The sequence below is a fragment of the Stenotrophomonas sp. PS02301 genome (genome assembly GCF_029959485.1).
Lineage (GTDB): Bacteria > Pseudomonadota > Gammaproteobacteria > Xanthomonadales > Xanthomonadaceae > Stenotrophomonas > Stenotrophomonas maltophilia_Z.
In genome coordinates this window covers 1-236 of sequence record NZ_JASCOO010000217.1, presented here as the reverse complement: position 1 = coordinate 236, position 236 = coordinate 1, and the positions used below count along the sequence as shown (strand labels likewise).

The following is a 236-nucleotide window of genomic DNA, read 5'->3' as shown; positions in this document are numbered from 1 at the left end:
CGCCGCACCGGAAGACAGTGTCTGCGCCACCAGCGCGGCACCGGTAGCCGCGTTCATTGCCCCCTGCGCCTGCAGCTCGCCAATGCCCATCGCCCCGCCGCTGCGAAGCTGCGCATCGCCGCCGACCGTGGCAGTACGCATATCCAGCGCCCCGGCCGCCGCCACGTTCAGCGACTGCCCGATCACCGCCTGGGCCAGGCGTACATCCGCGTCGCCTTCAAGGCGCGCATCGCCAT

General features: G+C 71.6%; 1 protein-coding gene. It reads right to left on the bottom strand.

What is annotated here, in order from left to right; all coding sequences use genetic code 11:
- Positions 1–236 (bottom strand): hypothetical protein (locus tag QMX81_RS20940; protein WP_282264413.1); only part of this gene is annotated, 236 nt, incomplete at both ends.